This is a genomic window from Hydrocarboniphaga daqingensis, assembly GCF_900129825.1.
Taxonomy (GTDB): domain Bacteria; phylum Pseudomonadota; class Gammaproteobacteria; order Nevskiales; family Nevskiaceae; genus Hydrocarboniphaga; species Hydrocarboniphaga daqingensis.
In genome coordinates this window covers 18,197-40,876 of the sequence record NZ_FQWZ01000005.1, presented here as the reverse complement: position 1 = coordinate 40,876, position 22,680 = coordinate 18,197, and the positions used below count along the sequence as shown (strand labels likewise).

25 protein-coding genes are annotated in these 22,680 nt (G+C 65.7%); 10 read left to right on the top strand and 15 right to left on the bottom strand.

Annotation, left to right across the window (positions count from 1 at the left end):
* Positions 1-28 precede the first annotated feature (28 nt).
* Complete coding sequence (locus BUB09_RS10805; protein WP_072898011.1) at positions 29-1,039, bottom strand: 2-hydroxyacid dehydrogenase; 1,011 nt, start codon at positions 1,037-1,039, stop codon at positions 29-31.
* A gap of 170 nt (positions 1,040-1,209) precedes the next feature.
* Between BUB09_RS10805 and BUB09_RS10800 the strand changes: the two genes are divergently transcribed.
* Positions 1,210-1,830 (top strand): OmpW/AlkL family protein, encoded by a 621-nt coding sequence (locus BUB09_RS10800; RefSeq protein ID WP_245793255.1) that lies wholly within the window; start codon positions 1,210-1,212, stop codon positions 1,828-1,830.
* A gap of 34 nt (positions 1,831-1,864) precedes the next feature.
* On the opposite strand, the gene BUB09_RS10795 is transcribed toward BUB09_RS10800, so the two are convergent.
* The 8 genes from BUB09_RS10795 to BUB09_RS10760 all read right to left on the bottom strand — a co-directional run bounded on the left by BUB09_RS10795 (position 1,865) and on the right by BUB09_RS10760 (position 8,743).
* The gene (locus BUB09_RS10795; protein ID WP_084083361.1) at positions 1,865-2,539 is read right to left on the bottom strand and encodes a methyltransferase family protein; all 675 of its coding nucleotides are present in this window, start codon (positions 2,537-2,539) and stop codon (positions 1,865-1,867) included.
* A gap of 50 nt (positions 2,540-2,589) precedes the next feature.
* Complete coding sequence (locus BUB09_RS10790; protein ID WP_139250252.1) at positions 2,590-3,243, bottom strand: tetratricopeptide repeat protein; 654 nt, start codon at positions 3,241-3,243, stop codon at positions 2,590-2,592.
* A 28-nt stretch (positions 3,244-3,271) separates the two neighbouring features.
* A complete protein-coding gene (locus BUB09_RS10785) occupies positions 3,272-4,087 on the bottom strand; it encodes an SDR family oxidoreductase (protein WP_072897583.1) in 816 nt (271 codons plus the stop codon).
* Positions 4,087-4,755: an iron-containing redox enzyme family protein gene (locus BUB09_RS10780; protein WP_072897581.1), complete on the bottom strand. Its 669-nt coding sequence runs from the start codon at positions 4,753-4,755 to the stop codon at positions 4,087-4,089. The genes BUB09_RS10785 and BUB09_RS10780 overlap by 1 nt, the downstream gene beginning before the upstream one ends.
* 28 nt (positions 4,756-4,783) lie before the next feature.
* A complete protein-coding gene (locus BUB09_RS10775; protein WP_072897579.1) occupies positions 4,784-6,280 on the bottom strand; it encodes an AMP-binding protein in 1,497 nt (498 codons plus the stop codon).
* Complete coding sequence (locus tag BUB09_RS10770; protein ID WP_072897577.1) at positions 6,277-6,969, bottom strand: thermostable hemolysin; 693 nt, start codon at positions 6,967-6,969, stop codon at positions 6,277-6,279. The genes BUB09_RS10775 and BUB09_RS10770 overlap by 4 nt, the downstream gene beginning before the upstream one ends.
* A gap of 197 nt (positions 6,970-7,166) precedes the next feature.
* Positions 7,167-7,664 (bottom strand): hypothetical protein, encoded by a 498-nt coding sequence (locus tag BUB09_RS10765; RefSeq protein WP_084083360.1) that lies wholly within the window; start codon positions 7,662-7,664, stop codon positions 7,167-7,169.
* Positions 7,664-8,743, bottom strand: a complete 1,080-nt coding sequence (locus tag BUB09_RS10760) for a porin (protein ID WP_072897576.1) — start codon at positions 8,741-8,743, stop codon at positions 7,664-7,666. The genes BUB09_RS10765 and BUB09_RS10760 overlap by 1 nt, the downstream gene beginning before the upstream one ends.
* A gap of 123 nt (positions 8,744-8,866) precedes the next feature.
* Between BUB09_RS10760 and BUB09_RS10755 the strand changes: the two genes are divergently transcribed.
* Positions 8,867-10,618 carry a sensor histidine kinase gene (locus BUB09_RS10755; protein ID WP_072897574.1) on the top strand — a complete coding sequence of 584 codons (1,752 nt, stop codon included), beginning with the start codon at positions 8,867-8,869 and terminating at the stop codon, positions 10,616-10,618.
* Positions 10,615-12,012 (top strand): sigma-54-dependent transcriptional regulator, encoded by a 1,398-nt coding sequence (locus BUB09_RS10750; RefSeq protein WP_072897573.1) that lies wholly within the window; start codon positions 10,615-10,617, stop codon positions 12,010-12,012. Before BUB09_RS10755 ends, BUB09_RS10750 begins: the two co-directional genes overlap by 4 nt.
* Before the next feature lie 33 nt (positions 12,013-12,045).
* On the opposite strand, the gene BUB09_RS10745 is transcribed toward BUB09_RS10750, so the two are convergent.
* From BUB09_RS10745 to hemN, 6 genes are all read right to left on the bottom strand, one after another.
* Positions 12,046-12,954, bottom strand: coding sequence for a universal stress protein (locus BUB09_RS10745; RefSeq protein WP_072897571.1), 909 nt, complete (start codon positions 12,952-12,954; stop codon positions 12,046-12,048).
* A gap of 90 nt (positions 12,955-13,044) precedes the next feature.
* On the bottom strand, positions 13,045-13,734 hold the full coding sequence (locus BUB09_RS10740; protein ID WP_175550177.1) for a Crp/Fnr family transcriptional regulator: 690 nt from the start codon (positions 13,732-13,734) through the stop codon (positions 13,045-13,047).
* Positions 13,735-13,823: 89 nt separating this feature from the next.
* Complete coding sequence (locus BUB09_RS10735) at positions 13,824-14,219, bottom strand: response regulator transcription factor (protein WP_072898007.1); 396 nt, start codon at positions 14,217-14,219, stop codon at positions 13,824-13,826.
* A gap of 52 nt (positions 14,220-14,271) precedes the next feature.
* A complete protein-coding gene (locus tag BUB09_RS10730; protein ID WP_072897567.1) occupies positions 14,272-14,892 on the bottom strand; it encodes a response regulator transcription factor in 621 nt (206 codons plus the stop codon).
* Positions 14,892-16,139, bottom strand: a complete 1,248-nt coding sequence (locus tag BUB09_RS10725; RefSeq protein ID WP_084083358.1) for a two-component system sensor histidine kinase NtrB — start codon at positions 16,137-16,139, stop codon at positions 14,892-14,894. The genes BUB09_RS10730 and BUB09_RS10725 overlap by 1 nt, the downstream gene beginning before the upstream one ends.
* Positions 16,140-16,171: 32 nt before the next feature.
* Positions 16,172-17,557: an oxygen-independent coproporphyrinogen III oxidase gene (hemN, locus tag BUB09_RS10720; RefSeq protein WP_072897565.1), complete on the bottom strand. Its 1,386-nt coding sequence runs from the start codon at positions 17,555-17,557 to the stop codon at positions 16,172-16,174.
* Between the two features lie 127 nt (positions 17,558-17,684).
* On the opposite strand from hemN, the gene ccoN reads away from it, so the two are divergent.
* From ccoN to BUB09_RS10685, 7 genes are read left to right on the top strand one after another with little or no spacing between them, the layout of a single operon-like run.
* On the top strand, positions 17,685-19,139 hold the full coding sequence (gene ccoN, locus BUB09_RS10715) for a cytochrome-c oxidase, cbb3-type subunit I (RefSeq protein WP_072897563.1): 1,455 nt from the start codon (positions 17,685-17,687) through the stop codon (positions 19,137-19,139).
* A complete protein-coding gene (gene ccoO, locus BUB09_RS10710; RefSeq protein WP_072897561.1) occupies positions 19,136-19,792 on the top strand; it encodes a cytochrome-c oxidase, cbb3-type subunit II in 657 nt (218 codons plus the stop codon). Before ccoN ends, ccoO begins: the two co-directional genes overlap by 4 nt.
* Positions 19,789-19,968: a CcoQ/FixQ family Cbb3-type cytochrome c oxidase assembly chaperone gene (locus tag BUB09_RS10705; protein ID WP_072897559.1), complete on the top strand. Its 180-nt coding sequence runs from the start codon at positions 19,789-19,791 to the stop codon at positions 19,966-19,968. The genes ccoO and BUB09_RS10705 overlap by 4 nt, the downstream gene beginning before the upstream one ends.
* Entirely contained in the window at positions 19,965-20,870 is a 906-nt protein-coding gene (gene ccoP, locus BUB09_RS10700; protein ID WP_072897557.1) for a cytochrome-c oxidase, cbb3-type subunit III, read from the top strand. Before BUB09_RS10705 ends, ccoP begins: the two co-directional genes overlap by 4 nt.
* Positions 20,867-21,115, top strand: coding sequence for a hypothetical protein (locus BUB09_RS10695; RefSeq protein WP_139250251.1), 249 nt, complete (start codon positions 20,867-20,869; stop codon positions 21,113-21,115). Before ccoP ends, BUB09_RS10695 begins: the two co-directional genes overlap by 4 nt.
* Positions 21,112-22,482: a cytochrome c oxidase accessory protein CcoG gene (ccoG, locus tag BUB09_RS10690; protein ID WP_072897552.1), complete on the top strand. Its 1,371-nt coding sequence runs from the start codon at positions 21,112-21,114 to the stop codon at positions 22,480-22,482. The genes BUB09_RS10695 and ccoG overlap by 4 nt, the downstream gene beginning before the upstream one ends.
* Entirely contained in the window at positions 22,479-22,679 is a 201-nt protein-coding gene (locus BUB09_RS10685) for a hypothetical protein (protein WP_072897550.1), read from the top strand. The genes ccoG and BUB09_RS10685 overlap by 4 nt, the downstream gene beginning before the upstream one ends.
* The last annotated feature ends 1 nt before the right edge of the window (position 22,680 follow it).

The following is a 22,680-nucleotide window of genomic DNA, read 5'->3' as shown; positions in this document are numbered from 1 at the left end:
GGCGATGCCACGGCAGATCGGCTGAGGCTCAATTCAAGGGCAGACGGTTCGGGCTCAGCGCCAGTTGGCCTGACGCGTAATCATCCAGATTGCGAAGCGTGGTCTCGGCGATCGTGGCCAGCGCCTCGCGCGTGAAGAAGCCCTGATGGCCGGTGACGACGACGTTGGGAAACGTCAGCAGCCGCTGCAGCACATCGTCGGTGACCACGCTCGATGAGTGATCGTCGAAGAACAGCTGCTCCTCCTGCTCGTACACATCCAGACCCAGCGCGCCGATGCGCCCGGCCTTGAGCGCCGCGATCACGGCGCGCGTATCCAGCAGGCCGCCGCGGCTGGTGTTGATCAGCGTGACGCCAGCGCGCATCTGCGATAGCGCGCGGCGGTCGATCACGTGATGCGTCGCTGGCGTCAGCGGGCAATGCAGCGAGATCACATCGCTGGCGGCGAGCAAATCCGGCAGCGTGGTGGCCGTCGCGCCACGCGCCAGCAGATCGGCCGGCAGCGGCAGCGGATCATGGATGCAGACCCGGCAGCCGAAGCCCAGCATGATCCCAGCGAACGCCGCGCCGATGCGGCCGGCGCCGATCACGCCGACGGTCTTGCCATACAGGTCGAAACCTTCGAGCCCGTCGAGACGAAAGTCGTTTTCGCGCGTGCGGTTGAACGCGCGATGCAGGTGGCGGTTCAAGCTCAGCAGCAGCGCAACCGCATGCTCGGCCACCGCATGCGGCGAATACGCGGGCACCCTTGCGATCTGCAGGCCCTGTGCGATGGCGGCCGGTACGTCGAGCTGGTTGAAGCCAGCGCAGCGCAGCAGCAACAAGCGCGTCCCGCCGCGATGCAGCCTTGCCAGCACATCGGCGTCGAGCCGGTCGTTGACGAACACGCAGACCGCCTCATAACCAGCGGCCAGTGCCGCCGTGTCGGCACTCAAATGCGCGTCGGTGTAGTCGATCGCGTGAGGCTGCGAGCGGGCGTGGTTGGCGAGGTCGAGGTAACGGCGATCGTAATCGCGGGCACTGAAGACGAGCAGACGCATCGAGGCACTCCATTGCGGGATCGCGCCAGCCCAGCATAGCCCCATGGCGACGGCATTGACCGCCGACAAGCCCGCGCCGAAGCGGCACCGACGCCGGTCAAAGCCGGACATCCGCGTGGCGCCGAAGCTGTCGCCACGGGATCCGCGCGATCCAACAACAGGGAGTCGAGATGAAACTGGGAATCAAAAGAGCGGCGGCGATGTTCAGCGCCACGATCGTCGGCTGCGGCATCGCATCCACGGCGGCCGCGTATGAGGCAGGCGATTGGATCGCTCGCGTCGGCACGCACTACGTCGACCCGGCCAGCGACAACGGCGACGTGGTGACGGTCGACGCCGCGCCGGGACTGACGGCCAGCGTGGTCTACTTCGTTGCGCCGACGATCGCCGTCGACTTGCTGGTGGCAGCGCCGTACCGGCATGACATCCACCTCAAGGACGGCGGCAGCAAGGTCGCCAGCACCGACCATCTGCCGCCGACGCTATCACTGGTCTGGTATCCGGCCGTGGCCGGCAAGCTCAAGCCCTACGTCGGTGCCGGCCTCAACTACACGATGTTCTTCAACGAGCAGACCACCGGCGCGCTGGCCGGCACGCATCTGAGCCTGGATGACTCGCTGGGGCTGGCCGCCGTGGCGGGCCTGCAAGTCGATCTGGCGCCGCACTGGGGTTTGATGGTCGACCTGCGCTACATGGATATCGACACCGACGCCCGCTTGAACGGTGCTGACCTGGGAACCGTGACCATCGACCCGATCGGCTATGGGCTGGCGCTGAGCTACCAGTTCTAGTGCCGAAAGCCGAACCGCCGAAGCGACCCGGCGGCTACGGCAGGCGCAGTAGCACCGGCAGCCACTGCGCCTGCTGCGCCCACTCGATCGACTCGAGCACCGGAAACATCAGCACGAACACGCTGGCGTCGCGCAGCGTGTTCAGCAGCAACCGCGGCCGCACCGAAATCTCGTCGACGCTGCGCCAGATCGACAGCCGCGGCAGCCACCGCGGCGTGCAGTCGCAATAAGCACCGAAGCTGCTGGGAAAGCTCGCTGCCAGGAAGGCCTCCTCCCGGCGGATCAGGCGGTCGAACACGAGGAAATAGACCAGGCCAAACGTCGCGCCAGCGGCCAAGGACCCGGCCATCAAGCCAAGTCCGATCGTGCCGAGCAGCGAAAAGAAATACAGCGGATTGCGCGATACCGAATACGGACCGACGGTGATCAGTTCGGCACTCTTCCGGCCCCCGATGTACAGCGTGCACGCGACGCGGCCGATCACGCAGGCCACGGCCAGCAACAGGCCGACGGTTTCGATCGCGGCATGCATCGCGCCGCCATCGGTCCACGCCGACCCGCTGAGCAGCATCAATGGCAGCAACACCAGCGTCGACAGCAGCGCCACCACATGGCGGCGGCGCTTCTGCACCCGCCCCAGACGCGGCGGCGGACTGACGACGGTGGAGACAACGGTGGCGTTCGTGCTTAGGGCGGCGGCGTGGTTCATGGGTGTCTCAACGCAAACGGCGGACCAATTCGGGCTATCGGCGCCGAGCTTTAAGACTTCAGCTTGGCCAGCGCCTCGCGGATCTCGATGCGACGGCCGGCATCGGCATCCTCGCGACCCGGCCGTGCCGGCGCCGCCAGTGCCTTGTTCAGGTACGTGACGCCCTCGGCTTTCTTGCCTTGATCAATCAGCAGCTCGCCGTAGAAAAAGTTCGGATCAATGCCGTCCGGGTTGGCGACCAGCGCCTTCTTCAGATACTCGGCGGCGCGCTTCTTGTCGCCGAACGCCAGCGGCCAGCCCGGCGACTTCGCATACAAGCTGCCCAGCGAGGTGTAGACCGAGCCGTCGAGCACGGTGGCGTCGATTTTTTCGGCCGATTCGAGCAGCGTCTTGGCGCGCTTGATCTTGTCGAGCGCACCGAGGCCGCCCTGAAACTTGGCCGCGCTGCTGAGGATGATCGCCTCCCAGACCTTGGGCTCGGCGCGTGCCGGAAACTCGGTGCTCAGCGCCGCCGCGCTGGCCGCCAGCGTCTCGAAGCTGGCTTCCTTCTGCGCGGCAGGCACTTGGTAGTACGAATTGGCCCAGCCGTGTTGCAGCACGGCGACGCGGTCGGATACCGCATCGGCGTGTGCCGGCAGCGCCAGCATGAAGACCAAGCCGGCGGCGAGCAGCGCCAGGGATTTGCTCAGTGTGTTGTTGAACATCGGAAGCTCCTATGAAAGTGGACGGGATTCAAGGCGCCGCGCTGGCGCTGGACTGAGCGAACGGCCGCATCTGCTTGCCCTGCTCGCGCAGGCCGTTGTCGACCAGTCGTGGAAACAAGCCGTTGAGCCGGACGAAGAAGCGTTCGGGCCAACCAAAGAACCGCTCTTTGGCGTCGGCGCGCATCGCCGCGACGATCGCTTGTGCCACCGCTTGCGGTTCGTCCTGCTTCATCGACACGGCCTCGGCCATGCGGCTGACGGCGCCGTCGTTGATGGCGGTCTTGGTATAGCGCGGCGCCACGTACAGCACCTGCAGGCCGCTGCCGTCGAGCTCGCGACGCAGCGCTTCGGAGAATCCGCGCAGCGCAAACTTGCTGGCCGAGTACGCGGCAAAGCACGGGAAGCCGATCGAGCCGAAGATCGAGCCGACGTTGACGATCATGCCCTGCCCGCGCTGCTTGAATGCCGGCAGTGCGGCCTGCGCCAGCTGCATCGGCGCGATCACGTTGGTGCGCCACAGCAGATCGAGTTGCGAAGCCGACAGATCTTCGGTCATGCCGAAGTACGAAACGCCGGCACAGTTGACCAGCGCGTCCAGCGGCTCGCCGTCGCGCGTCGCATCGTCGATCAAACGCTGCGGACCCCCTGGCGCCGACAGGTCGCAAGGCAGCACCCGCGCCTTGCCACCAAGATTGACGATCGCATTGGCGATGTTGTCGAGCACCAGCGTCTTGCGCCCGGACAGCAGCACCGTGGCGCCCTGCGCCGCCAGCGCGAAGGCCAGCTCGCGACCGATGCCGCCCGATGCGCCGGTCAGCAATACGCGGCGGTTCTGGATATTCATCAATGCGTCTCCTGACCAAAGTGGCGCTGATACAGCTCGCCGAAGATCGCGCCGTACAAGCGGTAGAAGCGCTTGGCAGCATCGATGACCGCCTGCTGGTCACGCGGCGTCATCTGCTCGACCAGCTCGCAGAAGAAGTCGACATGCTCGAGATCGAGCGCGCCGTGCGAGTTCAGATAGCTGAACGCCTTTTTCGGCAGCTGCAACGCGGTGGCGATCTGCCCGGCGGCCTGCGTGGCCAGCGCGGTGCTGGTCCCTTCGAGCACGTGCACCATGCCGAAGAAGCCGGCCGGGTTGCCGCGCTGAATCAGGTCATAGGCGTAGGCCACCATCATTTCGGTTTCGAACGACGGCTGGCCGTGGCGCACCAACTCGGCGTCGCCGCCACTGGCTGCGATGTCGTTGAGCACCCACTCGTGATGGCCGTACTCCTCTTCGATGTATTCGGTGATCTTGCCGCGCATCCATTCGCGATCGTCGTTGAGGCGGGCACCACAGGCCATCATCAACGGCACCGTGTGTTTGACATGGTGGTAGGCCTGGGTCAGGAACGCGATGTACAGCGGCACCGTGACGCGGCCTTCGAGGGCGGCAGCGAACAGCGGCTGCGACAGCAGCTGCGCGCGTTCGGCAGCCGTTTCGGTTTGCAAGCGGTCGTAGAAGCTCATCTTGTGGGGACTCGTAAGATGGAAGGAATCAGGCAGGAATAGCGGCGTTGCCGTAGCAGGCATCGATGGCGTCGCCGTAGGCCGCGCGGATCACCGCGCGTCGCAAGCGGCCATTGGCCGTGCCCTGATCATTGGAAGTGGTAAACGGCGCGCTCGCGCGCAGCCAGCGCCGCACGCGTGCGTAATCCGGCAGTTCGGCGTTGACGGCGGCGATGGCGCCGTCGATGGCGGCATCGCTGGCATCACCGCGCGCGACGATCACGGCGACGTTGAACGGAGCGGCTTCACCGAACAGCGCGGCTTGTGCGATCGGCGCTTGCAGACACAGCTCGCGCTCGACCCAGTCCGGCGACACGTTGCGGCCGAACGATGTGACGAAGATGTTCTTCTTGCGTCCGGTAATCTGCAGGAAGCCATCCGCGTCGAGCCGGCCGATGTCGCCCGTGCGCAGCGCCACCGTGCGATCCGGCGCCGGCTCGCCGACATAGCCGCGGAACAGATTGCCGGTGACGCAGATTTCGCCATCAGCGGCGATCAGGATCTGCACGTGTGGCAGTGGCTTGCCGACCGTGTCGGCGCATTCGGCGCCCGGGCGGTTCAAGGCCACGACCGACGAACATTCCGACAGACCGTAGCCTTCAAATACCGGCAAGCCCAGACGATGGGCGCGCTCCAGCAGACGCGGCGAAACGGACGCACCGCCGACGGCGATGAAGCGCAACGTGGTCGGACGCGGTGCGCCGGCTTCGATCGCGGCCACCAGAGCCAGCAGCATCTGCGGCACCAGAATGACGCTCGTCGCGGCGCTGGCGTGTATCGCCGCGATCAGCTTGGAGACGTCCAGCTGCGAAGCACCGCCCAGGCCAACGTCGGCCAGCGGGCGGATGCAGGCGGTGGCACCCGCCAGCAGCGGTGCGTACAGGCCACCGATGTTCTCCAGCAGCGTCGACAGCGGCAGCACGCACAAGTGGCGCGAATCGGCCGCAGCGGCGCTGGCCTCGATCAGCACGGCGGCGACGCGCTCCTGCTCGGCCGTGCCGAGGCAGACGCCTTTGGGCTCGCCGGTGGTGCCCGAGGTGTAGGTGATCTTGCGCGTACCCTCGTGCAGCGGCGTCGCCGCAAACGGCAAGCGCAGCAGCCGCAGCGTGCCGGCGTCGGCGGCGCTCAGCGTCAGTGACGGCAGGCTGGCCAGCGGCGGCGGCAAGACCAGCGCCGGGTCCAGCAACAGTGCATCGATGCCCGCGCTGCGCAGCGCGTGCGCGATCTGCTGCTGCGAGAAAAACGGCGGTAGCGGCACCGACACCAGGCCGGCCGCGCTGATCGCCAGCTCAGCCACCGCCCAAGCGGCGCTGTTGTCGGACAGCAGCGCCACGCGCTGGCAGCGCTGCTCGCGCAACTGCGCAGCGAGCGCATCGATCGCGGCACTGAGTTGCCGGTAGCTCAGCATCAGCGGCGCTGCGTCGATGGCCAGAGCGTCGGGACGCGTCTGGGCGTGGCGCACCATCGCGGCAAGCACCTCGCTCATGGCGCACCCACGCCGGTCAGCGGCGCGAGCCGGTCGTTGAGCGCGGCCGGCGACAGGCGACGCAAGTCACGCAGCGTCTGCGCGGCACTGACGATGTCGCCGGTCATCACCGACGGTTGATGGTCGTAGTAGCGGCCCCAGCGCTGGCGCTCTTCGGCACTGAGCCGCTCCACCGGCGCCGAGGCGATCACCTTCAGCGGCAAGCCCAGCCGCGAAAAGCTGTTGCACAGCCGCGCCGGTCCGGTGAACACGACCCAGTGGTAGCCCTCGCGATGCAGTTGCTCGCAGACCAGTGGGATCAGCTGGCGCAGCGCACCCGGCGTGGCGCCGGCCAGATTGCCGACTTCGACCACGTGGTCGCGCGGCACCGGACGGCCAGCGGCCTGTGCCACCAAGCCCTCGACCGGACGGTCGAGGTAATGCTCCAGAAACAGCGGGTCACGCTCGCTGCCGTGCTGGGCAGGACGCATACCAAACGCCGCCAGCAGCGTGCCTTGCTCGTCGCGCAGACCGAACAGCCGCGGCATGAAGTTGTACAGCGTGGCGCCATAGACCTCGGCGAAGCGTGCCGCGATGAAGGCCTGCAGCTCGACGCGGCCGGCCGCGTCGGCTTCGCGCAGACTCAGAGGGGCCTGGCGGTCGTCGGCGTTGACCGCCACGGTGACGTCATTGCAAGAGGCGCTGAGCATGTCCGATCCTGAATTCGGGCCGCGCGGATCGCGGGGCATGCCATCACTCCGCAACCGTGGTGCCAGCTCAGGATGTCGACGCAACCATCTGATTTAGAATCGATTATTACTGTCCGCCAGCAGCGCTGATGTGCCTGCAAAAACGGTAGCCTGCAAACGGTGTCGACAATTTTTGCAGGGTTTGCGGAATCAACCGCTCAGGGAGTGCCCGGGCAGGCCGGCGCCGCGTCGGGCTTTTGCAGCGCTCCGTCGGCGTCGATCCACAGCACCGCGCGCACGCGCGCGTCCGCGATACAGGCCGGTAGATAGCCGATCGCCGCCGATGTGCCGGCCACGAAGCGCAGCATCGCCTCCTCGGAGCCGAGCACATGCGGCGGTAGCACACCGTGGAAATACTGCTCGTTCCAGTATTCCTGCTGCTGGTCGGCCGTCTGGCGCAGCAGGTAGCGCTGCAAGCGCAGCCGCAGCGGATGGTCGGGCGGCAGATTGACCGGGACCACGCGCGCGCCATCACGCCAGAACAGCTTGCGGCGCTTGAACATCTGGGCGATCTCGTCGTCGCTGGGCTGATCGCCGCGGCTGGCAGCGACGATCACGGCCAGCAAGGGCTCTTGAGCGTGCGCCGCAGGCACCGGGCCGACCAGCAGCGCCGACCCAGCCGCCAGCCAGATCAGGGTCGATGCGACGCGCCGCATCAGAACAGCACCGCAATCGACGCGAGCAAGCCGTCGCGAACGTCGAAGTCGTTGTCGGTCGCGCGGCTGTATTCGGCCTTGAACACCAGCGCCGGACGCGGCCGGTAATTGAGTCCGCCCAGGTACACGTTGATGTCACGCAGCGCGCCGCTGCGACGGAACGTCTCGTAGCGGCCGACCGCATACAGGCGCTCGGTCAGTGGTGCGACCGCTTGCAGATAAACGCCGCGCTCGTTGCTCTGTCCGCTCTGGCTGCTGTCGTTGAGCCGATAGTGGAACTCACCGCTCAGCTCCCAGCGCCGCCAGCTCCAAGTGGCGTCGAGCCCGTACAGTTCACGGTGCTGATCCGGCGTTTCGCGCTGCTCGAAGTTCACGTACGACAGGCCGGTGCGCAGATGCGGCAACGGCATCAGGCTGAGATGCGCGCCGACCGCCTCGCGAAACGTGTCGAGATCGGAATCGCGCGCCAGCTCCTCACCGGGCGAGTAGTAGACCGAGTACTCGACGCCATCGTCGGTCCACGGCAGCGTGCCGTAGGCCATCAACCCGGTCGCATTGGTCGGGAAGGTCTGGTTGGTAATCAGCGGCCGCGACGTGGTCCACACCAGCGGTGCGGCGTGGATCAGGTTCCAGCGGCCGACCGGCGTCAGGAACTTGCCGGCACGCAGCTTGAGCAGATCACCCGGCGTGTAGTCGACATACAAGCGCTCCAGCTCGACTTCGGCGTCTTGCGCGGTCAGCGTGTCGCGGTCGGCCGTGACGATGTCTTCGGCCTCCAGCTCCGAAAACGCGTGCCAGCGGCCGCCGCCATCCCACCACAGGAATCCGCTGAGGGATTCAAGCCGCAGATTGCGATCCTCGTCGGCGTGTTCGGCAACCGATCCCGCCGCATAGCCGCCGAGCACGAAGCCGGTGTTACCCAGCGGCAGACCTTGACCGAGCTGATAGCGCTGCGCCATCGGGTCGAAGCCGACGTCTTGGGCCCCTGCTCCGCCGCCTTGGGCGGCCGCCGGCGCAGCGAATAAGGCCAGCCCCGCGGCGGCAAGCCAGCGCCGTGCGCGGATGGTGAGCGCTATCATCGGCAACGCAATGCTCCCTCGATCAACTCAATTCCTCGCTGTCCGTACCGCGCCCGCGGCTGCCGGGCAGCGCGCTGCGTCGGCAACGGTGGCGGATCGTAAAGCAAACCCGGCCGGCAGCGCGTGACCATACGACGGCTGCTGCTGGGCGCGTTCCTGCTGGTCGGTCTGCTGCCGGCGATCGGGCTGACCTTGCTGGCATTCGGCCAGACCCGCACCGCAATGCTCGGCGAGATCGAGCAAAGCGTGCAGCGTTCGGCCAGCGCGCTGTCGGACGATGTCGACCGCCAACTCTACGAGCGGCTGCTCAACGCCACGACCTGGAGCCATCTCGAAGTCATGGAGGACCTGCGCCTCGACGATGTTGACAAGCGGCTGTCGAATTTCCTGGCCGAGATGAAACGCCGCTACGGCAGCGTTTACCGCGATCTGCTGGCGATCGACGCGCAGGGTCGGATCGTGGCCAGCAGCGACCCGCAGCGGATCGGCCAGACACTGGCGCCGGTGCCGCCGTGGTTCACGACGACGCTGCCCGGCGGCGCGGTGCAGATCGATCCGGTCCGCGACGGCCGTTTGCCGATCCGGACAACGCTGATTTCGCAGTTCACCGACGCCGCACTGGGCGAGCTGGTACTGGAACTCGATTGGCGGCTGTTGGAGAACGCGCTCGATGCCGTGTCCGATAGCACGCGCCAGGCGTTGGTGATCGACGCACAAGGGCGCGTGATCGTCGCATCGGCCGCGCTGCGCGAGCGCGGTGCCCGGCCGCGCGACGACGCCCGAGGCTGGCAACCGCAGCAGCCGGGCACGATCGAACGCCGCAGCGACGGGCCCTGGCTGCCGCAGCCGGTGCTGGTGGGATCGAGCCGATCGGACGGCATCGGCCGCTTCGAGGGCCTGGGCTGGACCAGCCTGCTGCTGCAATCCCGCGACGTGGCGCTGGCGCCGGTGACGCGGATGGGCTGGATCTTCGCCGGCATGCTGGCCGCCACCGCGATCGTGACGATCCTGGCCTCATCCTGGGTCGCCGGACTGATTGCGCGACCGGTCATCGCGCTGACGCAGTTCACACGGCTCTACATGCAGCCCGGCCCGCCACCGCCGGCGCCACCACGCGGGCCCGGTGAAATCGGCGAACTCAACGACAGCTTTGTGCGCTTGGTCGAAGCCCTGCAACGCTCGCAGGCCACGCTGACGCAGGCGTCCAAGCTCGCCGCGCTCGGCGAGATCACCGCGCTGATGGCCCACGAAGTGCGCACGCCGCTGGGCATCCTGCGCTCGTCGGCGCAGATGCTGAAGCTGGAGCCGGTGCTGACCCCGGAAGGCAGCGAGCTGGTCGGCATCATCGAAAGCGAAACCGAACGGCTAAACCGCTTGGTTGGCTCGATGCTCGACAGCGCCCGCACCCGGGCGCCGATCCGTCGTCCTGACGACTTGAACGACATCATTCGCCACTCGTTGACGCTGCTGGCAGCTCAGTCGCGCGACCGCGGCATCCGCGTGGATTTTACGGCCGAAGCCAAACGCCCGATGCTCGACTGCGACAGCGAGCAGATCTCGCAAGTGCTGCTGAACCTGGTCATGAACGCACTACAGCTGTTGCCACGCGGGGGCCATGTCCAAGTCCAGACGCGGGACGACGACACGCGGCTGATCGTCGAAGTCGCCGACGACGGTCCCGGCATCGCGGCCGAAGACCGCAGCCGCATCTTCGAGCCGTTCGTATTCAAGCGCGAAGGCGGCATCGGCCTGGGTCTGGCCGTCGTACGGCAGATCCTGCGCCAGCACGGCGGCGACATCGTTGCCGACGCCTCGCCACTCGGCGGTGCGCTGTTTCGCTTCTGGCTGCCCCGCTCGCTACCGGAGATTGCATGACCACACCGCTGAAAGTGCTGGTCGTCGACGACGAAGCCAACATGCGTCGCGTGCTCGAGATCATGTTGACGCGTCAGGGCTATCGCACACACAGCGCAGCCGACGGCCAGCAGGCGTTCGACCTACTGCGCGAGCAGACCTTCGACTTGGTGATCAGCGACCTGCGGATGCCGCTGATCAATGGCATCGAGCTGTTGCGCAAGTTGCGTGAATCCCAGATCGACGTGCCGCTGATCATGATCACGGCACAAGGCAGCATCGAGAGCGCCGTCGAGGCGATGCGCTTGGGCGCCTGCGACTATTTGCTGCGCCCGTTCGACGTCGAAGCGCTGAACCTGGCGATCCAACGCGTGTTCGCCGTGCGCGACGTGTTGCAGCAGAACGAATACCTGCGCGAGCAGACCGACCGCGACTGGCAGGGCTTGGTCGGCAACAGCGCGGCAATGCAACGCGTACGCGAGCAGATCCAGCAAGTCGCACCGACCCGCGCCACCGTACTGCTGACCGGCGAGACCGGCACTGGCAAGGAAGTCGTGGCGCGCGCGATCCATCGCGCATCCGACCGGCGCGATCAGCTGTTCGTCGCGCTCAACTGCGCCGCGATCCCGGCCGAGATGCTCGAAAGCGAGCTGTTCGGCCACGAAAAGGGCGCGTTCACCGGCGCGCTGCGCGAGCGCATCGGCAAATTCGAGCTTGCTGACAAGGGCACGATCTTTCTCGACGAAATCACCGAAATGCCGTTGGCACTGCAGAGCAAGCTGCTGCGAGTGCTGCAGGAAGGCGTCGTCGAGCGGCTTGGCGGCAACCGCAGCATCACGCTCGACATCCGCGTGATCGCCGCCACCAACCGCGCACCGCAGGCCGCCGTGCGTGACAACCGGCTGCGCGAAGACCTGTACTACCGGCTGAACGTGTTCGCACTGGAGTTACCGCCGCTGCGCGAGCGGCGTGACGATCTGCCCGATCTGATCGCGCACTTCGCGCGACAGCACCTGGGAGCCGGACGCGCACTGCCGACGATCAGCGAGGACACGCTGCGCCAGCTGCAGCAATACCGCTGGCCCGGCAATGTGCGCGAGCTCGGCAACATGGTCGAGCGCGCGCTGATTCTGGGGGGCGGTCGTTCGCTGGAGCGCGAGCACTTTCCGATCGAAATGTCGGGCGCCGGCGCCGGACATCTGGCCCCCGCGTCACGCCCCGACGAGGACACGGCCCTGCCCGAACTGGGCCTCGATGCTTGCGTCGAAGCACTCGAAGCCCGGCTGATCCGCGAGGCGCTACGCCAGACCCAGAACAACAAGACCCGTGCCGCTCAGCTGTTGAAGATCAGCGAACGCTCGATCTGGTACAAGCTGAAGAAGTACGGCTTGGCCGGCGACAGCGATCCGGCCTAAGCCGCGGCGACGCATGGCGTCGCGCGCGGGCTGCTAGGACTTCACGGCCAGCACGTTGCAAGGCGCTGCGTCCAGCATCGCTTCGGCGGTCGTGCCGATCAGCAGGCGATCGAACAAGGTCCGGTGCGCCGATCCGATGACCAGCACGTCACTGTGATGTTCACGCAAAAAGTCGGCGATCGTCGGCGCAGCCGGACCGTGCAGGAAGTGACGCCGGTCAGGCGGAACGCCGTGAGCGTCAGCCAGTTCGTCGAAGTGCTGTTGATGCTGCGGCTGCAACAGCCGCGCGAGCTCGCCGATCGGACCGATGCCGGCGCCAGCAGGATCGATCATCGACTGCGGGCCGCTGAACGCGTAGACCAGATGCAGCTGCGCATCGCATTGAATCGCCATCGACAAGGCTTGGTGAATCACCTGCTCGTTGAGTGCGCGGTGCTCGCTGGATTGAGAACTGGCGTCGACTGCCGCCACGATGCGCCGCGGCAGCGCTTGCGTCAGCGTGTTGACCAGCAGCAGCGGACACGGACAACTACGCAGCAGCTGCCAGTCGAGCGGCGCGATCAATACGCGTCGCAGCAGCGGCTCGTAGTGCACGTCCTTGACGACCAGATCAGGCTTGAACCCGTCGACATGCTGCAGGATCGCGTGCTGCGACGGGCGTGACCAGACCGCTTCGCTGGTGACGTTCAAGCCCTTGCCGATCAGATCATCGGTCTCGCTGTGCAGCCACTGGCGCCTCGGTTCCAGCCACTGCGCGATCGCCGCCTCGGTGTGGCGCGTATCGGTGACCAGCGCTGCGGCACTGATCAGCGGGTCGCGGTCAAACAGCGCGATATGCAGTGCCGCACCGCTGGCGCGCGCCAACCACACGGCCCGCTCGAATGCCGGCGTCCGGCGCAGCGACGGGTCGGCCAACAACAAGATGCGCTGGTACTGGCTCATATCGAAATCTCCTGGGTGTCAGGACGGTGCGTGGGGCTCAGATGCGCGCACGCGGGATGAATGGGGGTGTCGTGGGGGTGTCGATGGCGGCTAGCACATCGCGCCGAGCGCATCGGCGTCGATGATCTGGCAGCGGGTGCCATTGCTGCGCATGATGTTGCGGTTCTGCAGCCGGGTGAAAACGCGTGACACCGTCTCGTTTGCGAGGTCCAGATAGCGCGCCAGATCGGTACGCGACATTGGCAACTCGACTTCGACCGGTCCGCTGGTCTGAGCCGGTTCGGCGTCGATCTGCCGCACCAGGAACGCAGCGACGCGCTGGTCGGCCGTGCAGCGTTCACGGTGCAGCATCTCGTGCAGCCGGTCGAACTCGCGTCCCAGCCGGGTCATCAAGCGGTCGCGGAATTCGGTCGACTCGCTCATCCGGCTGCGCACGGCGGCAATCGGCAGACGGCAGACCCAGGTGCGGGCGATCGCCTTGGCATTGGTGCGGTGCGTGTTGCCGCACAGCGAATCAAGGCCGGCAACATCGTTGGCCAACTGGAAGCCTCGGATCTCCTCGTCGCCCGACTCGCTGACGACATAGGTCTTGCTGGCGCCGCCGCGGATCACGTAGATCGAATCGACGGTGTCACCGACGCGCCACAAGTGGCTGCCCTTGTCGATCGCCGTACGCGTCACCGATGCTTGGTCGCTAAGGCCACCGCCGAGGCAGGATTCGCGACGCGCACAATCGGCGCAGGGCGAAACGGCAGCAGAAGAGACAGTGGCATGCGGCATGGCGGACTCCATCGGTTGATCGACGACGCCAGTGTCCCGCAGCAGTGGCCCGCTCTCTATTCGGTCTTTCCGCAAGCACCTTGTGGAAACTACGTAGGCGCAAGATTGAGGCAGGCGCCAACGGCCTCTTGGAAGGCGGCAGCACCGAAGGGCTTGAGCAGCACGCCGGCAACACCGCTGCGCCGCAGCCGTTCGAGCCGGGGACCGTCGCGGTCGCCGGTGATCACCAGCACCGGCAGCGGTGAGCCGCTGGCCCGCAGCAGATGCAGCACCGCCTCGCCGTCGAGCCCGGGCATCAGCAGGTCGAGGACGACGCAGGCCTGCCAGGGACGCGGAGCCTGCGTCAGGAACTGCTCTCCGTTGGCGAAGACGTCGACGCGCCAGCCGAACGATCGCACCAGCAGTGCCAGTGCGTTGCGCACGGCCGCGTCGTCCTCGACGAGGTAGACCAGCGGGTCGCGCACGATGCCCGAATGGGGCGGCATATCATCCATGCGCCACGCTAAGCGGCCCGTTTCGGGGCTGCATTGATCTGCGTCAGTCGCGCTGCAGGTCGGCGATCGTCTGTACCAGGTGGGCCAGCGTGCGCGCTCCCATCTTGTCCATGACGTGCGCACGGTGAACTTCGACGGTGCGCTCGCTGATGCCGAGGTCGGCTGCGATGACCTTGTTCGCCTGACCCTGAACCAGGCGTTCGAGGATCGCCTGCTCACGTGCCGTCAGCCGCGCCAGGCGCTCCTCGATCTCGACGCGGACACGGCGGCGCTCGGCGCGGTTCAGCGACTGCTGCAGCGCCTCCTGCACGCGGTCCAGCAAATACTGCTCGTTGAACGGTTTCTGGATGAAATCCAGGGCGCCTCGTTTCATCGCGCGGACCGCCATCGGCACGTCGCCATGGCCGGTCAGCAGAATCACCGGCAGTTCGTATCCCAAGGCCTGCATCCGCTCCTGAAGATCCAGGCCACTGAGCCCCGGCATCCGCACGTCCAGCAATAGACAACCCTGAGCGTCGGTCGGCACGTCGTCGAGAAAGGCCTGGGCGCTGGCGAAGCTGCGCGACGCCAATCCGCAGCTGGCCAACAGCAAGCGCAGCCCGGAGCGGACCGCATCATCATCGTCGATGATGTAGACCTGCGGAGCGTTGGACGGTGTGTTCATCAGCGTCGCTGCGGCAGCCAGAACCGGAACCGGGCGCCCTGTGGCTGCGCCGCTTCGGCGGCGATGCCGCCTTCGTGGGTCTCGATGATCGACTGGCAGATTGCCAAGCCCTGCCCCATGCCGCCCGCCTTGGTCGTGAAGTAGGGCTCGAACAGCTGCGCCGGCTCAAGCCCATTGAAGCCGATGCCGCGGTCCTCGACGACAAAGGTCACCGCTGGCGATCCCGCTGACATCGTCGAGAGCTCGGTGCGCAGCCACAAACGACGCTGGGACTCGGGCGTATCGCTCATCGCCTCCAGAGCGTTGCGCACCAGATTGAACACCACTTGTTCGATCTGCACGCGGTCCATCATCACCTCGGGCAGTTCCGCGGCCAGTGACAGATCCAGGTGCACGCGGCTGCTGCGGATCTCGTGAGCCAACAGCCACAGCACCTCCTGTACGACGGTATTGAGCTGAGCCGGTCGGAACGCCATCTCGCTCTTGCCGACGAAGCGGCGCAGCTGGCGGATCACTTCGGCCGCGCGTTCGCCCTGCCGCGCGATTTGCGTCAACGAGTCCTGCAACTGGGCTTCCAGCGAGTCGCCGGTTGGCGGCGCGCCGGCGGGCCGCCGCGCCGCCAACAGCCGCAAGCAGGCGCCGGCATGGCTGATGATCGCAGTCAGCGGCTGGTTGACCTCGTGAGCCAATGCGGTGGCCATCGTGCCCATCGTTGCCACGCGCGACACATGCGCCAGGTCATTGAGCCGTCGCTGCGCTTCGGCCTCGACCGCCTTGCGGTCCGATATGTCACGCGTGATGCCAGTGAACAGCCGCCGCCCCGGCAAATGAACCTCACCGACCGACAAGTCCATCGGAAACACCGAGCCGTCTCGACGACGCCCTTCGACTTCGCGGCCGATACCGATGATCTTGGCCTGGCCGGACTGCCGATACGCCTCGATATAGCGATCGTGCTGGTCGCGATCCGGTGCCGGCATCAACAGGCTGATGTTCTGCCCGAGCACCTCATCGACGCCGTAGCCAAACATCCGCTCGGCCGCACGATTGAATGACTGGATCAGCCCGCGCTCATCGATCGTGATGATGCCGTCGACGGCCGTGTCGAGAATCGCCCGGTAGTGTTCGAGCGACTCGGCGAGGCGTCCTGCCAGCGCGATGTGCGCGGCGCTGCGAGTGTGGGGATCGAGTTCGCGGTCCATGTGCCGAGCATGCCACAGCGCGTCGTCGGTACCGAACAGCGGCACGACGATGCCCGCCGGTTCGCGTGGCCGCCCGCTCAGCTCAGGCGCGAGTAGCGCGGGGCATCCCCGCCAGCCGCCAGATGGCGGTCGAACACCATCGCCACAACGCGCAGCAGCGAGCGTCCGGACTCCTTGACCTTCAGCCCCCAGCGACCCGACTCAAGCCATTGCCCGGCCGCATCGAGTGCTTTGAGCTTGATCAGTTCCGGCGCGAGTCGGTCGGCCAGAGCCTCGCCGTGCTGACGACCGAGGCGCTCGAAATCGACCTCGCCTCGGCACATGATCGACTCGATGATGTCGGCGCGCAGCCGGTCGTCGGCGGTCTGACGGTAGCCACGCGCGCACGCGAGCCGGCCCTGCTCGATCGCCTCCAGGTATGACTCGACATTGACCAGGTTCTGCGAAAAGCAGCCGTTGACCTGCGAGATGCTCGACGCACCAATGCCGATCAAGTCGCAGCCCTGCATCGTCGAGTACCCCTGAAAATTGCGTCGCATGGTGCCGTCGCGATGCGCTTCGGCCAGCGGGTCGGTCGGCAGCGCGTAATGATCCAGACCAATGGCTTGGTAGCCGGCCAGCGTCAGCCGGCCATGGATCATCTGGCGCAGCACCTGACGCTGCTCGGCATCGGGCAAGTCGGCTTCGCTGATCGCGCCCTGCGCCGGGAATCGATGTGGCAGGTGAGCGTAGTGATAGGCGGCGACGCGCTCCGGTTTTTGATCAAGCACGAAATCCAGCGTTCCGGCCAGTCTTGCCGGCGTCTGCAGCGGCAGCCCGTACACCAGATCGTAGTTGAGGCTGGCGAAGCCGGCGCGCCGCGCGGTGGCGGTCAGCATCGCGATGTGATCGCCGTTCTGCACACGATTGATGGCGCGCTGCACGTCCTCGTTCGTGTCTTGAATACCGAACGACAATCGGTTGAATCCCAGTGCGCGCCAACCGAACAGATCGCTCGGCTCGCAGATTCGAGGATCGACCTCCATCGACAGTTCAAGCCGGCCGGCCTCGGCGACGCGAAACCGACGCTGCACCGTCGCCAGCAGACGTGCGAACTGACCGACGTTGAAGCTATTGGGCGTACCGCCTCCGAAGTGGATCTGGACGATCTCGGGGCCACGTCCGATCAGCGCACTTTGCAGCCTCAGCTCGGCCAGCAGGGCGTCGAAGTAGCGATCGATGCGATCGCGGCTGCGCGTCACGATGCGATGACAGCCGCAGTAGAAGCAGTTGGACGCACAGAACGGCACGTGGACGTACAAGGACAACGGCGATGTGCCGCAGGCCAATTCGCGAACCGCACCGACATAGTCGGGTACACCGAACGCGTCGGTGAAGGACAGCGCCGTCGGATACGAGGTGTAGCGAGGACCGCGCATTTCTCGTGCAAACAAATCGGCGGGCAACGCGGTCGGCTTCGGCATGGTGGTGTCCCCAGGGTGTGACCACACGGTAAGCGGCAGGACCAGTCGCGGCTTTGACTCACGTCAATGCCGACGTTGCCACCGGCTCAGACACTGCCGGCCACCTCATCCGACTTTGCAAGCCGCCATGTCCGCTGCCCACGCTCCACCTGTTCCCCGCTACGACGATGAAGTCGTCCGCCGCTTCGCGCTGACCACTGTGCTCTGGGGGGTGGTCGGCATGCTCGTCGGCGTGCTGATCGCCGCCCAGCTGTTGTGGCCGGTGCTGAACTTCGACACGCCGTGGCTGACGTACTCGCGGCTGCGTCCGCTGCACACCAACGCCGTGATCTTCGCGTTCGGCGGGTCGGGCTTGTTCGCCACCAGCTACTACATCGTGCAGCGAACCTGTCGCACCAGCCTGTTTCTGCCGCGGCTGGCGATGTTCACATTCTGGGGCTGGCAGGCGGTGATCGTCGCCGCCGCCATCACGCTGCCGCTGGGCATCACCCAGGGCAAGGAATACGCCGAGCTCGAATGGCCGATCGATCTGCTGATCGCCGTGGTCTGGGTCAGCTACGCGGTGGTGTACTTCGGCACGATCATCAAGCGCCAGGTCGATCACATCTACGTGGCGAACTGGTTTTTTGGCGCGTTCATCCTGACGATCGCCGTGCTGCATATCGTCAACAACCTGTCGATGCCGTTTTCGATGACGCAGTCGTACTCGGTCTACGGCGGCACCGTCGATGCGATGGTGCAATGGTGGTACGGGCACAACGCGGTTGGCTTCTTCCTGACCGCTGGATTTCTCGGGATGATGTACTACTTCATCCCCAAGCAGGTCGGTAAGCCGATCTACAGCTACCGGCTGTCGATCGTCCACTTCTGGGCGCTGATCTCGACCTACATGTGGGCCGGCCCGCATCACCTGCAATACACCTCGTTGCCCGACTGGGTGCAGAGCTTGGGCATGGTGTTCTCACTGATCCTGCTGGCACCGAGCTGGGGCGGCATGATCAATGGCGTGATGACGCTGTCCGGCGCCTGGCACAAGCTGCGTGAAGATCCGATTCTGAAGTTCCTGATCGTGTCGCTGTCGTTCTACGGCATGAGCACGTTCGAGGGTCCGATGATGTCGATCAAGACCGTCAACTCGCTGTCGCACTACACCGACTGGACCATCGGACACGTTCACAGCGGGGCGCTGGGCTGGGTCGGGTTGATCACGATGGGCTCGCTGTATGCGCTGATACCCAAGCTGTACGGCAAGCCCGCGATGCACAGCATCCCCGCGATCAATCTGCACTTCTGGCTGGCCACGATCGGCATCGTGCTCTACATCGTCGCGATGTGGATCGCCGGCGTCATGCAAGGACTGATGTGGCGCGCCACCAACGCCGACGGCACCTTGACCTACAGCTTCATCGAGTCGCTGGTCGCTACGCATCCTTTCTACGCGGTTCGTCTTGCTGGCGGCGCTCTTTATCTAGCCGGCATGGTGGTCATGGCCTGGAACGTCTGGAAGACCGTACAAGGCGCTGCGATCACCATCCCCAACGCCAACGTGCCGAACACACAACTGGCAGGAGCCCTCAAATGAGTCGCGGACACGAAAAACTCGAGCGCAACATCGGCTTGATGGCGGTCCTGATCGCGGCGGTCATCTCGGTCGGGGGCTTTGTCGAGATCGTGCCGCTGCTGGTCGGCAGCCACATGGAGCAGCCCGCACCCGGCGTGCGTCCGCTGTCGGCGCTGGAAGTTGCCGGCCGTAACGTCTATGTGCGCGAAGGCTGCTACGGCTGCCATTCGCAGCAAGTGCGCTCGTTGGATGATGAAACCTTGCGCTACGGTCCATATGCCCTGGCCGGTGAGTCGGTCTACGACCATCCGTTCCAATGGGGATCGAAGCGTACCGGCCCGGATCTATCACGTGTCGGCGGCCGCTACAGCAACGACTGGCAGCGCGTGCACTTGCTCAATCCGCGCGACGTCGTGCCTGAATCGAACATGCCCGGCTATCCCTGGCTGGCCGACGATCGTCTCGATGGCACCGAGGTCGCGGCGATGATGACGGCGCTACGTCGCGTCGGCGTGCCCTACGACGACGCGACGATCGCGGCAGCGGCCACGCAAGTCGACGGCAAGAGCAAGCTCGACGCGCTGATCGCGTACCTGCAAAGCCTCAAGGCATCGCCACGCGAGCCGTTGGCCGCGACCAGCGCCAGCGCCCTCCCCAGCCGGATGGCGCCATGAACGTGCACTTCCTGCATCACGGGCTCGTGCAAGCACTGGTGACGATCCTCGCCTTCGCTAGCTTCCTGGGCATTTGCTACTACGCCTATTCCCCGTCCCGTCGGTCGAGCTTCGATGACGCTGCGAAGCTGCCGATCCAGGACGAATCCCCAACCCCACTGGAGCTGCCGTCATGACGCCGTTCTGGAGCATCGTCGTTATCGTCCTGGTGGTGGCCAACATCATCGGTTGTCTGTGGCTGCTGATCTGGACCGCAAAGCGCACACCCGGCGAGTCGGCCGATACCGGTCACGTCTGGGATGATGACCTGCGCGAGTACAACAATCCGCTGCCGCGGTGGTGGCTCAATCTGTTCGTCATCACGATCATCTTTGGCGCCATCTACTTGGCGCTGTATCCAGGCCTTGGCAATCTCCCCGGCCGCCTCGGCTGGTCATCGGCCGCACAGCACGATCAGCGCGCCGCTGTGACGCAAGCGCAGCGCCAGGCGCTGTACCAGCCGTATGACCAACGCGAGATTGCCGATCTGCGTCACGACGCGGCTGCCGTCGAACTCGGCGGCAAGCTGTTCCAATCCAACTGCGCCGGCTGCCACGGCGTCGATGCACGCGGTGCCAAGGGCTTTCCGAACCTTGCGGATGGCGATTGGCTGTACGGCGGCGACGCCGAGCGGATTTACGCATCGATCACGCAAGGTCGTGGCGGGCAGATGCCGACGTTCTTCGGCACGCTCGACGAAGAACAGCTCAAGTCGCTGGTGGCTTATGTGCGCGACTGGCATACCAAGCGGACCGACGGCACCGAATATCAGGTCGGTGCCCGCAAGTTCGCGGGCACGTGCGCCGCCTGTCACGGCGCCGATGGCAACGGCAACCCGCTGCTCGGGGCCCCGCGCTTGAACGACGATATCTGGCTGTATGGCGGCAATGACGCGGCAATCCGCGAGACGATCCTGTACGGACGCAAGGGCCAGATGCCGAGCTTCGAAGCGACGCTGAGCGACACGCAGCGCCGCTTGCTGACCAGCTACGTGCTCAGCCTGAATGCCCCGGCTGTCGCGTCCGCAGGCCAGCCGTGAGCCGTCGGCCAGCGGCATCATCGCGCTGGATGCTGGCCATCGCGGGCTGGAGCAGCTTCATCGGCGCGGTGATCGTCACGATGCTGCTCCTGGTGCTGGCACCACGGCTCAACAGTGAAGGATTCAGCTGGGCCTTGCTGGGTCGCTGGTTCTTGCTGTGCTGGCTGTGCTGCTTGGTGCCGGTGGTCTGCGCGCTGAGCTTGGCGGCACCGCCGGATCGTTGCGATCAGGACGCCCGACCATGAAGAACCCGCCACCGATCGAGGGGGCGCTGTACGCGTCCGAGGCCAAGATCTATGCGCGTGCCGCGTCGGGTCGCTATGCCAGCTTGCGCCGCTACGCAGCAGTAGCGCTGCTGGCCATTTACTACTTGCTGCCTTGGCTGCAATGGGACGGGCGCCCGGCGGTTCTGCTCGACCTGCCGTCGCGTCGCTTCCACTTACTGTCGGTCACGTTGTTTCCGCAGGATCTATTCTTGCTCGCGGTGCTGCTGGTCGTCGCCGCGATGACGCTGTTCTTGTTCACGACGCTGGCCGGACGACTCTGGTGCGGCTATGCCTGCCCGCAGACCGTGTGGACCGAGGCTTTCATGTGGATGGAGCGTCTCGCTGAAGGCGAGCGCCACCAACGTCAAAAGTTGGATCAGGGCCGCTGGACCGCAAAGAAAATCGCGCGCAAGAGCGCCAAGCACGCCATGTGGGCCGGGTTCGCTCTGCTGACGGGCCTGACGTTCGTGGCCTACTTCATTCCGGCTCGCGAACTACTGCATCAAGTGGTGCAAGGCAGCCTCGCCGGCTGGCCGCTGTTCTGGGCGCTGTTCTACGGCTTCGCCACCTGGGGCAACGCCGGCTTCATGCGCGAGCAGGTCTGCAAGTACATGTGCCCTTATGCCCGCTTCCAATCGGCGATGTTCGACCGCGACACGCTGATCGTCGCCTACGATGAACGACGCGGCGAACCGCGCAAGACGGGTGCCCGGCTCACCGATCGGCCCGCCGGTGATTGCATCGACTGCACGCTCTGCGTGCAGGTATGCCCCACCGGCATCGATATCCGCAAAGGCTTGCAGTACGAATGCATCGCCTGCGCTGCCTGCGTCGATGCCTGCGACAGCGTGATGGATCGCGTCGGCAAGCCACGCGGCCTGGTGCGTTACACCAGCGAGCGCCATACGCAGACCGGGACCGCCCGCGTGCTGCGGCCTCGCTTGATGGGCTACGCCTTGGTCTGGGCGCTGGTGCTGGCCGGCTTCTCGAGCTTGTTGCTGACACGATCGCCTTTGGGCTTGGACGTGTTGCGAGACCGTCGGCAGCTGTATCGCGAATTGGCCGACGGCCGCATCGCCAATCTGTACACGCTGAAAATTGCGAACAAGAGCGACGACGCGGTCGACCTGCATATCGAGGCGCTGCGCGCCGACGGTCAGCTGCTGGAACTGTCCGAGACACAAGTGCGCGTTGCGGCATCGAGCACCGAGAGTCTGGTCGTCGGCGCGCTGCTGCCGGCGCAGCAGGCACGCGGCGTACAGAAGATCCGATTCGTATTGAGCGGCGTCAATGCGCCGGAGCTGCGCCAGACGCACGATGCGAGCTTCATCGGAGCCTCGCAATGAAACCCAAAGCCGAAGTCACAGGCGTCACGCCTTCCAAGTCAGGCAGGATCTGGTCGCTGGAGTTGGTGCTGGTTGTCGGACTGCCGTTCGTCGCGGTGGTTGCCTGCGCGATCACATTGCTGCTGGCCTTGAATTCCCCGGCGCACGAGAGCGTGCGCGTCGATCGCTTCGGTCATGTCGTCCAGGCCGGTCATTGAG

Bases quoted from the DNA above. Each gene is read 5' to 3' on its own strand.
- BUB09_RS10800 (WP_245793255.1), top strand. From the start codon at position 1,210: ATGAAACTGGGAATCAAAAGAGCGGCGGCGATGTTCAGCGCCACGATC.
- BUB09_RS10780 (WP_072897581.1), bottom strand. From the start codon at position 4,755: ATGAGCTTCTACGACCGCTTGCAAACCGAAACGGCTGCCGAACGCGCG.
- BUB09_RS10685 (WP_072897550.1), top strand. From the start codon at position 22,479: ATGAAACCCAAAGCCGAAGTCACAGGCGTCACGCCTTCCAAGTCAGGC.
- BUB09_RS10735 (WP_072898007.1), bottom strand. From the start codon at position 14,219: ATGCCGCCCCATTCGGGCATCGTGCGCGACCCGCTGGTCTACCTCGTC.
- hemN (WP_072897565.1), bottom strand. From the start codon at position 17,557: ATGCCGAAGCCGACCGCGTTGCCCGCCGATTTGTTTGCACGAGAAATG.
- BUB09_RS10740 (WP_175550177.1), bottom strand. From the start codon at position 13,734: ATGCCGCATGCCACTGTCTCTTCTGCTGCCGTTTCGCCCTGCGCCGAT.
- BUB09_RS10705 (WP_072897559.1), top strand. From the start codon at position 19,789: ATGAACGTGCACTTCCTGCATCACGGGCTCGTGCAAGCACTGGTGACG.
- ccoN (WP_072897563.1), top strand. From the start codon at position 17,685: ATGTCCGCTGCCCACGCTCCACCTGTTCCCCGCTACGACGATGAAGTC.
- ccoG (WP_072897552.1), top strand. From the start codon at position 21,112: ATGAAGAACCCGCCACCGATCGAGGGGGCGCTGTACGCGTCCGAGGCC.
- BUB09_RS10785 (WP_072897583.1), bottom strand. From the start codon at position 4,087: ATGAATATCCAGAACCGCCGCGTATTGCTGACCGGCGCATCGGGCGGC.
- BUB09_RS10750 (WP_072897573.1), top strand. From the start codon at position 10,615: ATGACCACACCGCTGAAAGTGCTGGTCGTCGACGACGAAGCCAACATG.
- BUB09_RS10795 (WP_084083361.1), bottom strand. From the start codon at position 2,539: ATGAACCACGCCGCCGCCCTAAGCACGAACGCCACCGTTGTCTCCACC.
- BUB09_RS10790 (WP_139250252.1), bottom strand. From the start codon at position 3,243: ATGTTCAACAACACACTGAGCAAATCCCTGGCGCTGCTCGCCGCCGGC.
- ccoP (WP_072897557.1), top strand. From the start codon at position 19,965: ATGACGCCGTTCTGGAGCATCGTCGTTATCGTCCTGGTGGTGGCCAAC.
- ccoO (WP_072897561.1), top strand. From the start codon at position 19,136: ATGAGTCGCGGACACGAAAAACTCGAGCGCAACATCGGCTTGATGGCG.
- BUB09_RS10770 (WP_072897577.1), bottom strand. From the start codon at position 6,969: ATGCTCAGCGCCTCTTGCAATGACGTCACCGTGGCGGTCAACGCCGAC.
- BUB09_RS10805 (WP_072898011.1), bottom strand. From the start codon at position 1,039: ATGCGTCTGCTCGTCTTCAGTGCCCGCGATTACGATCGCCGTTACCTC.
- BUB09_RS10760 (WP_072897576.1), bottom strand. From the start codon at position 8,743: ATGATAGCGCTCACCATCCGCGCACGGCGCTGGCTTGCCGCCGCGGGG.
- BUB09_RS10775 (WP_072897579.1), bottom strand. From the start codon at position 6,280: ATGAGCGAGGTGCTTGCCGCGATGGTGCGCCACGCCCAGACGCGTCCC.
- BUB09_RS10765 (WP_084083360.1), bottom strand. From the start codon at position 7,664: ATGCGGCGCGTCGCATCGACCCTGATCTGGCTGGCGGCTGGGTCGGCG.
- BUB09_RS10745 (WP_072897571.1), bottom strand. From the start codon at position 12,954: ATGAGCCAGTACCAGCGCATCTTGTTGTTGGCCGACCCGTCGCTGCGC.
- BUB09_RS10730 (WP_072897567.1), bottom strand. From the start codon at position 14,892: ATGAACACACCGTCCAACGCTCCGCAGGTCTACATCATCGACGATGAT.